Raw genomic sequence first — 6,299 nt, 5'->3', positions numbered from 1 at the left:
ATGCCTAGCGAAATCCCGCGGCCTGGGCGTCTTCCTCGGTGCAAAACCAGCGATCCGGCTCGGTCGTGCCGGGGTAACTGCGACAGCCCTGCAGGTGATAGACGCCGACATTGCCGGTGACGCGGGCGCGCACCGCCAATTTTCCCTTGATGTTGCAGCCCGGCGGCATCACGGGGTGTTCGGGGAACAGCACCGCTCGTATTTGCTGGTCTTTGTCGGGTCTGCAGGAATCCCCCAGCAAGGCGCCATCCTTGCGTCCGCGGCGGAATTCGTATGGCGAAGCAAAGCAGCCCTTCCAAAGTCCGAGCTTCTGCTCCCTCGCACCGGCCTCGTCGTCCTTGAAGCGACCTCTGGCATAGGGTTTGAAGTTCAGCGCAAACCCCTGGCGGACGACGATCTGGTTCAGGGTGGCCTTCTCGCCCTCGACGGTGCAAATGCCGATATGCCGGCTCTTGTAAGGGGCCAGCCCGAGATCCTCGCAACGGACCGCACGGTCGCCGATCAATTTGACCAGCTGGTCGCGCGCTTCGACGCCGCAGGCCCAGGCATCCGCGTGCTCGTCGATGCACATCTGGTCGAGTTCAGGCGCATCGATGCCGTCGAGCCGGTAGGTCACGCCGGCCACCTGCAAGGTGCCGCCGTCCTTGACGACCGCGCCGGCCGCCCAGCTTTGCCCAGCCCAGAGAAATCCGAGTATCACGATCAGGAAACGCATCCAGGCCATAGCCTCTGTTTGGTTTTACGAAACTTGCGGCAACGTTACGGGAAGTCCGCGCATTGATCGAGAGGCCTGTTGGTCATCGAAGGTCGCGGGTGGCGCCAAAGTTGGGAAAAACCGTGCAGGGCAGCCATGACAGCGACAAGAACTGCTGTATTGGCTGTGTACGTCTCAACGGGAGGGTTGGCCGGGATGACCGTGATCTTTTTCGACCTTGACGGGACGCTGACCGACCCCAAGCCCGGCATCACGCGTTCGATCCAATACGCCCTCGGCAAGCTCGACCGGCCAATTCCGGCGGCAGACGAACTGACCTGGTGCATCGGCCCGCCGCTGCGCGGCAGCATGAAGAAGCTGCTTGGGTCAGACGAACTGGCCGACCGGGCGGTGACGATTTACCGCGAACGGTTCTCCGACATCGGGCTGTTCGAGAACGAGGTCTATCCCGGCATCGAGGACACCTTGTCCGCGCTGGCCCGGTCGGGCCGGCGCATGTTTGTCGCGACCAGCAAAGCCAGTATCTATGCCGAGCGCATCATCGATCACTTCAAATTGCGGGGCTATTTCGAACGTGTGTTCGGTGCCGAACTGGACGGCACGCGTTCCGACAAGACCGACCTTTTGGGCCATGCCCTGCAGTCCATGGGCATCGACCCGTCACAGGCCATGATGATAGGCGACCGCAGCTACGACATGGTGGGCGCGAGAAACAACGGAATGACCGCCGTCGGCGTGCTCTACGGTTACGGCAGCGAAGCGGAACTGCGCGACGCGGGAGCGCATCATGTTTGCGCCACGCCTCGGGGGGTGCTCGACCATACAGGGTAGGCCTCCTGGAACTCTTCGGTGGCGTTCACGGAAGCCGCGAGCCGGTCTCGGTTGTGGTCGACGGTGTTTTGCAACCTGAACTAGCGTTGATTGTATTTGTTTACTGAGCTACCTTGGCGTGTATTGTCCCAAGGAGAATTTCATGAAAGTCTTGACCGGATTTATTGCACTGCTTGTCGTCACGCTGCTGTCTGCGACCAACGCCTCCGCGCAATTCTATTGCAGCCGGCATTTCTACAACAACTCCAACTACACCTGGACCGTCAGCAACGCGGTGGTTCAACGAAACATTCCGCCGCGCACCACCCAGTCATTGAACTATCTGAGCATCGGGTCTCAGACGTTGCGGATCAGGTCGCCGTTTTATGACCAGAGCTTCCCGGTATCGTTCTGCTACCTCTATCACAGTGGCAACACCGGCTACATCGCCGTCAACGATCCCGCCAACGGCGACGTGCAGACCTGCGGCAATCCGGGCTGGCCGTGCCCCGCCATGCGCAGTTCACGCAAGAAGCGCTAGAGATAGATCGCGGTGCGGAGCGCGCGCTGAAGCAAAGTAGCGGAACGTCGCCATGCGATGCAGGGCGGCGTTCCGGCGGTCGACCTGCGCGCGGGCGCGGCTTGACTTCATGAGAACAAAAGAAGAACATTGTTCCACCGCGCCCCCGATGGAACAACCCCTGATGTCCACCTCTTCACCAGCGAATGCAGAGAAGGATGACGGGCTGGAGGCTGCCGTCGATCAGGCGATCGCGGCATGTGGCGGCGACATGCGATCCACTATACGGGCCTTGATCGTTGCCAATGAATATCTGGAAGCCGAGGCGGGCGAGCTGATGAAGGCGGTTTCCCATGCCTACACGCGCGGCAGGTTTAATACGTATTCCGGGTGAGGTCCGTCAGGCCGACGAGCCTGGAGTGGAAACCGCGCCTGAGAATACCCATATTCCGGCCATGAGCAGAGCGTTCGTCAACGAGGATGATTTCGTCGAGGATTTGCCCGACCGGCCAATCCCGGAGCATCCCAATCTCGTCACTGCGAACGGCCTGGCGCTGATCGAGGCTGCGTTGCAAACGGCGCGCCGGGAGCATGGCGAGGCGCAGGCCGCGGGTGACCGTGCGGCGTTGGCGAGCGCCGGGCGCGATCTGCGTTACTGGAGCGCGCGGCGCGCCAGCGCGGAGCTGGTTGCCACAGATCCCGACAATGACGCCGTGCAGTTCGGAACCAGCGTGACGATCGTTCGCGATGACGGACGCGAGCAGCGTTTTGCTATCGTCGGCTCGGACGAGGCGGATCCGGCCAAGGGGACGGTATCCTATGTTTCCCCGCTCGCCCGGGCGCTGGTGGGAAAGCATGTCGGCGACGTCATCAAGACCGGCGGCGGTGAAGCCGAGATCAAGGCCATCCAGCAGCCATCAGGGATATCTCCGTAACGGCTGGGATGGCGTATTAAATCTCTCCCTGAAGCGGAATTGGGTCGCATAAACCGTTGCCTCCGTTCAGTTTTGCTGTACGACGGAACTGATAAATCGTCCCCCGTCCAGCCGCACCGCAGGGCTGGACCCCGCCCTTCGGTTGCAAGTAAATAGCCCCATGTTCAAACGTATTCTGATCGCCAATCGCGGCGAGATCGCCTGCCGGATCATCAAGACCGCCCGCCGCATGGGGATCGAGACGGTCGCGGTCTATTCCGAGGCCGACCGTGACGCGCTGCACGTCGAAATGGCCGACGATGCCGTCCTGATCGGGCCACCCGCGGCGTCCGACAGTTACCTCGTGATGGAGAAGATCATCGAGGCCTGCCGCAAGTCCGGCGCCGAGGCGGTGCATCCCGGCTATGGGTTCCTGTCCGAGCGTGAATCCTTTCCGCGCGCGCTTGATGCGGCCGGGATCGTCTTCATCGGCCCCAACGCCGGCGCGATCGCCGCGATGGGCGACAAGATCGAGTCCAAGAAGGCGGCCGCCAAGGCCGACGTCTCGACCGTGCCGGGCTATCTCGGCGTCATCGAGGACGAAAGGCACGCGGTCAAGATCGCCGACGCCATCGGTTATCCCGTGATGATCAAGGCTTCCGCCGGCGGCGGCGGCAAGGGCATGCGGATCGCGCATTCGACCTCCGAAGTCGCCGAAGGCTTTGGGCTGGCCAAGGCGGAGGCAAAATCGTCGTTCGGCGATGACCGCGTCTTCATCGAGAAATTCATCGTCGATCCCCGCCACATCGAAATCCAGGTGCTGGGCGACAAGCACGGCAACGTGATCTATCTCGGCGAACGCGAATGCTCGATCCAGCGCCGCAATCAGAAAGTGATCGAGGAAGCGCCGTCGCCGCTGCTCGACGAGATCACCCGCCGCCAGATGGGCGAACAGGCCGTCGCGCTGGCAAAGGCGGTCAATTACGATTCCGCCGGCACGGTCGAATTCGTCGCGGGCCAGGACAAGAGCTTCTTCTTCCTGGAGATGAACACGCGGTTGCAAGTCGAGCATCCCGTTACCGAACTGGTCACCGGGATCGACCTGGTCGAACAGATGATCCGGGTCGCCGCCGGCGAGAAGCTGGCGCTGGCGCAAAAGGACGTCACTTTGACCGGATGGGCGGTGGAGTCGCGGGTCTATGCCGAGGATCCGTTCCGCAACTTCCTGCCCTCGATCGGACGGCTGGTGAAATACCGCCCGCCGGTCGAAAGCTCCCACGACGGCATCACCGTTCGCAACGATACCGGCGTGCAGGAAGGCGGCGAGATCTCGATCTATTACGATCCGATGATCGCCAAGCTGGTGACCCACGCGCCATCGCGCGCCGCCGCCATCGAGGCGCAGTCGACCGCGCTGGATTCCTTCTACATCGACGGCATCCGGCACAACATCCCGTTCCTGTCGGCGCTGATGAATCACCCGCGCTGGCGCGGCGGCAATCTCTCCACCGGTTTCATTGCCGAGGAGTTTCCGAAAGGTTTTGCGGTTCGCGTGCCCGAAGGCGAGATCGCCCGCCGGCTGGCGGCGGTCGGCGCCGCCATCGACCACGTGCTCGGCGAGCGCAAGCGGCAGATTTCCGGCCAGCTGACGGGAAGGGCGGTGCAGCGCGAGGGCCGCCGTGCGGTATGGCTGGAACGCAACGAAATCGCGCTCGATATTGTGCGTGAAGCCGATGGCATTGCGGTGCGCTTTATCAACGCCGACGGCACTCAGGGTCATCCGCACCATATCGTCTCGACATGGGCGCCGGGCGATCCGGTCTGGCAGGGCACCATCGACGGCCATCTGGTCGCGATGCAGGTGCGGCCGATTCCCAATGGCATACGCCTCGCGCATCAGGGGTTTGAGGTCGCGGTCAACGTCTTCACCGAGAGCGAGGCCCAGGCGGCGCGGCTGATGCCGGTCGGGGTCAAGGCCGATACCGGCAAGAAGCTGCTGTGTCCGATGCCGGGTCTGGTGGTGTCGATCGCGGTCGCCGAGGGCCAGGAAGTCAAAGCCGGCGAAACGCTCGCCGTGGTCGAGGCCATGAAGATGCAGAACGTGCTGCGCGCCGAGCGCGACGGCACCGTCAAGAAGATTCACGCCGCCGCCGGGGCGACGCTGGCGGTCGATGCGCTGATTCTCGAATTCGCCTGATACCGTCATTGCGAGCGCAGCGAAGCAATCCATCTTGCCGCGCGAAGAAAGAAAGCTGGATTGCTTCGTCGCTTCGCTCCTCGCAATGACGAAGAATACAGACGCGAAGGAGTTCCTTAATGGCTTTCCGCAGGCGCCGCGAAGCGTTGCGTTCGATCCTGTCGGGATCATCCTGCATTCGGCCCGGTTCCGTTTATGACGCGACATCGATCCGCATCGCCGAGGATCTCGGTTTCGAACTCGGCATGTTCGGCGGCTCGGTGGCTTCGCTCGCGGTGTTAGGTGATCCCGACATCGCGCTGATTACGCTCACCGAACTCGCGGAACAAATGCGCCGGATGTCGCGCGCCGCCGACTTGCCGGTGCTGGTCGACGCCGATCACGGCTACGGCAACGCGCTCAATGTCCGCCGCACCGTACAGGAACTGGAGGCGGCCGGCGCCGCCGGCCTCACCATCGAGGACACGCTGCTGCCGCAGGCGTACGGCGTGACCAAGACCCAGCTGATTTCGCTGCAGGAGGGCGTCGGCAAGATCAAGGCGGCGCTGGACGGGCGCGGCGATCCGACGCTGGTGATCATGGGGCGCACCGGGGCGGCGTCGGTGACGTCGATCGAGGACGCGATCGCGCGCGCGCGGGCCTATGAGGCTGCCGGCGTCGATGCGCTGTTCTTCACCGGCGTGAAGACGCTCGCAGAGCTGCAAGCCATCGCCGCCGCCACCACGCTGCCGATCGTGCTCGGCGGCGCGCCGGAGGAGATGAGCGATCCCGGTATCCTCGCGGGCCAGCGGGTGCGGATCGCGCTGCAGGGTCACGCGCCGTTCGCCGCCGCCACGCAGGCGGTTTACGAGACGCTTAAAGCATTGCGTGAGGGCCAGCCGCCCAGGACTCTGAAAGGCCTTGCGTCATCCGACCTGACCGGCCGCGTCATGCGCGAGGCCGACGTGAAGGCGCGCAGCGCCGAGTTTTTGGGGCTTGGCAAATAGATGAGCGCGGCGATCCGTCGGGTGACGATCCGGGGCCGGGTGCAGGGCGTCGGCTATCGCGCCTGGGTCGAGCACCGGGCGAGGGCGCATGATCTCGAGGGATGGGTGCGCAACCTCGGGGACGGCAGCGTCGAGGCGCTGTTCGCCGGGCCGGCCG

The 6,299-nt window shown here is 63.5% G+C and carries 8 protein-coding genes; 7 read left to right on the top strand and 1 reads right to left on the bottom strand.

The genetic code is table 11. The annotated features are described in order from the left end of the window. Positions 1–4: 4 nt before the first annotated feature. The gene (locus tag Q7T45_RS27000) at positions 5–715 is read right to left on the bottom strand and encodes a thermonuclease family protein (protein WP_304875062.1); all 711 of its coding nucleotides are present in this window, start codon (positions 713–715) and stop codon (positions 5–7) included. 195 nt (positions 716–910) lie between these two features. Between Q7T45_RS27000 and Q7T45_RS26995 the strand changes: the two genes are divergently transcribed. From Q7T45_RS26995 to Q7T45_RS26965, 7 genes are all read left to right on the top strand, one after another. Further along, complete coding sequence (locus Q7T45_RS26995; protein WP_304875057.1) at positions 911–1,546, top strand: HAD family hydrolase; 636 nt, start codon at positions 911–913, stop codon at positions 1,544–1,546. Positions 1,547–1,688: 142 nt separating this feature from the next. After that, a complete protein-coding gene (locus Q7T45_RS26990) occupies positions 1,689–2,066 on the top strand; it encodes a hypothetical protein (RefSeq protein WP_304875056.1) in 378 nt (125 codons plus the stop codon). Positions 2,067–2,229: 163 nt separating this feature from the next. Continuing rightward, positions 2,230–2,439 carry a hypothetical protein gene (locus tag Q7T45_RS26985; RefSeq protein ID WP_304875054.1) on the top strand — a complete coding sequence of 70 codons (210 nt, stop codon included), beginning with the start codon at positions 2,230–2,232 and terminating at the stop codon, positions 2,437–2,439. 25 nt (positions 2,440–2,464) lie between these two features. Then, on the top strand, positions 2,465–2,980 hold the full coding sequence (gene greA / locus Q7T45_RS26980) for a transcription elongation factor GreA (protein ID WP_370691374.1): 516 nt from the start codon (positions 2,465–2,467) through the stop codon (positions 2,978–2,980). A gap of 160 nt (positions 2,981–3,140) precedes the next feature. Next, positions 3,141–5,156 carry an acetyl/propionyl/methylcrotonyl-CoA carboxylase subunit alpha gene (locus tag Q7T45_RS26975; protein WP_304875053.1) on the top strand — a complete coding sequence of 672 codons (2,016 nt, stop codon included), beginning with the start codon at positions 3,141–3,143 and terminating at the stop codon, positions 5,154–5,156. Between the two features lie 119 nt (positions 5,157–5,275). After that, complete coding sequence (locus Q7T45_RS26970; RefSeq protein ID WP_304875052.1) at positions 5,276–6,142, top strand: oxaloacetate decarboxylase; 867 nt, start codon at positions 5,276–5,278, stop codon at positions 6,140–6,142. After that, positions 6,143–6,299, top strand: a 157-nt coding sequence (locus Q7T45_RS26965; protein WP_304875059.1) for an acylphosphatase, incomplete at its 3' end; no start/stop codon positions are given.

Source organism: Bradyrhizobium sp. (genome assembly GCF_030646015.1).
GTDB lineage: Bacteria > Pseudomonadota > Alphaproteobacteria > Rhizobiales > Xanthobacteraceae > Bradyrhizobium.
This window is presented reverse-complemented; position numbering and strand designations above follow the sequence as displayed.

Coding starts and splice junctions, on each gene's coding strand:
- Q7T45_RS27000 (WP_304875062.1), bottom strand. CDS start 715: ATGCGTTTCCTGATCGTGATACTCGGATTTCTCTGGGCTGGGCAAAGC.
- Q7T45_RS26995 (WP_304875057.1), top strand. CDS start 911: ATGACCGTGATCTTTTTCGACCTTGACGGGACGCTGACCGACCCCAAG.
- Q7T45_RS26990 (WP_304875056.1), top strand. CDS start 1,689: ATGAAAGTCTTGACCGGATTTATTGCACTGCTTGTCGTCACGCTGCTG.
- Q7T45_RS26985 (WP_304875054.1), top strand. CDS start 2,230: ATGTCCACCTCTTCACCAGCGAATGCAGAGAAGGATGACGGGCTGGAG.
- Q7T45_RS26975 (WP_304875053.1), top strand. CDS start 3,141: ATGTTCAAACGTATTCTGATCGCCAATCGCGGCGAGATCGCCTGCCGG.
- Q7T45_RS26970 (WP_304875052.1), top strand. CDS start 5,276: ATGGCTTTCCGCAGGCGCCGCGAAGCGTTGCGTTCGATCCTGTCGGGA.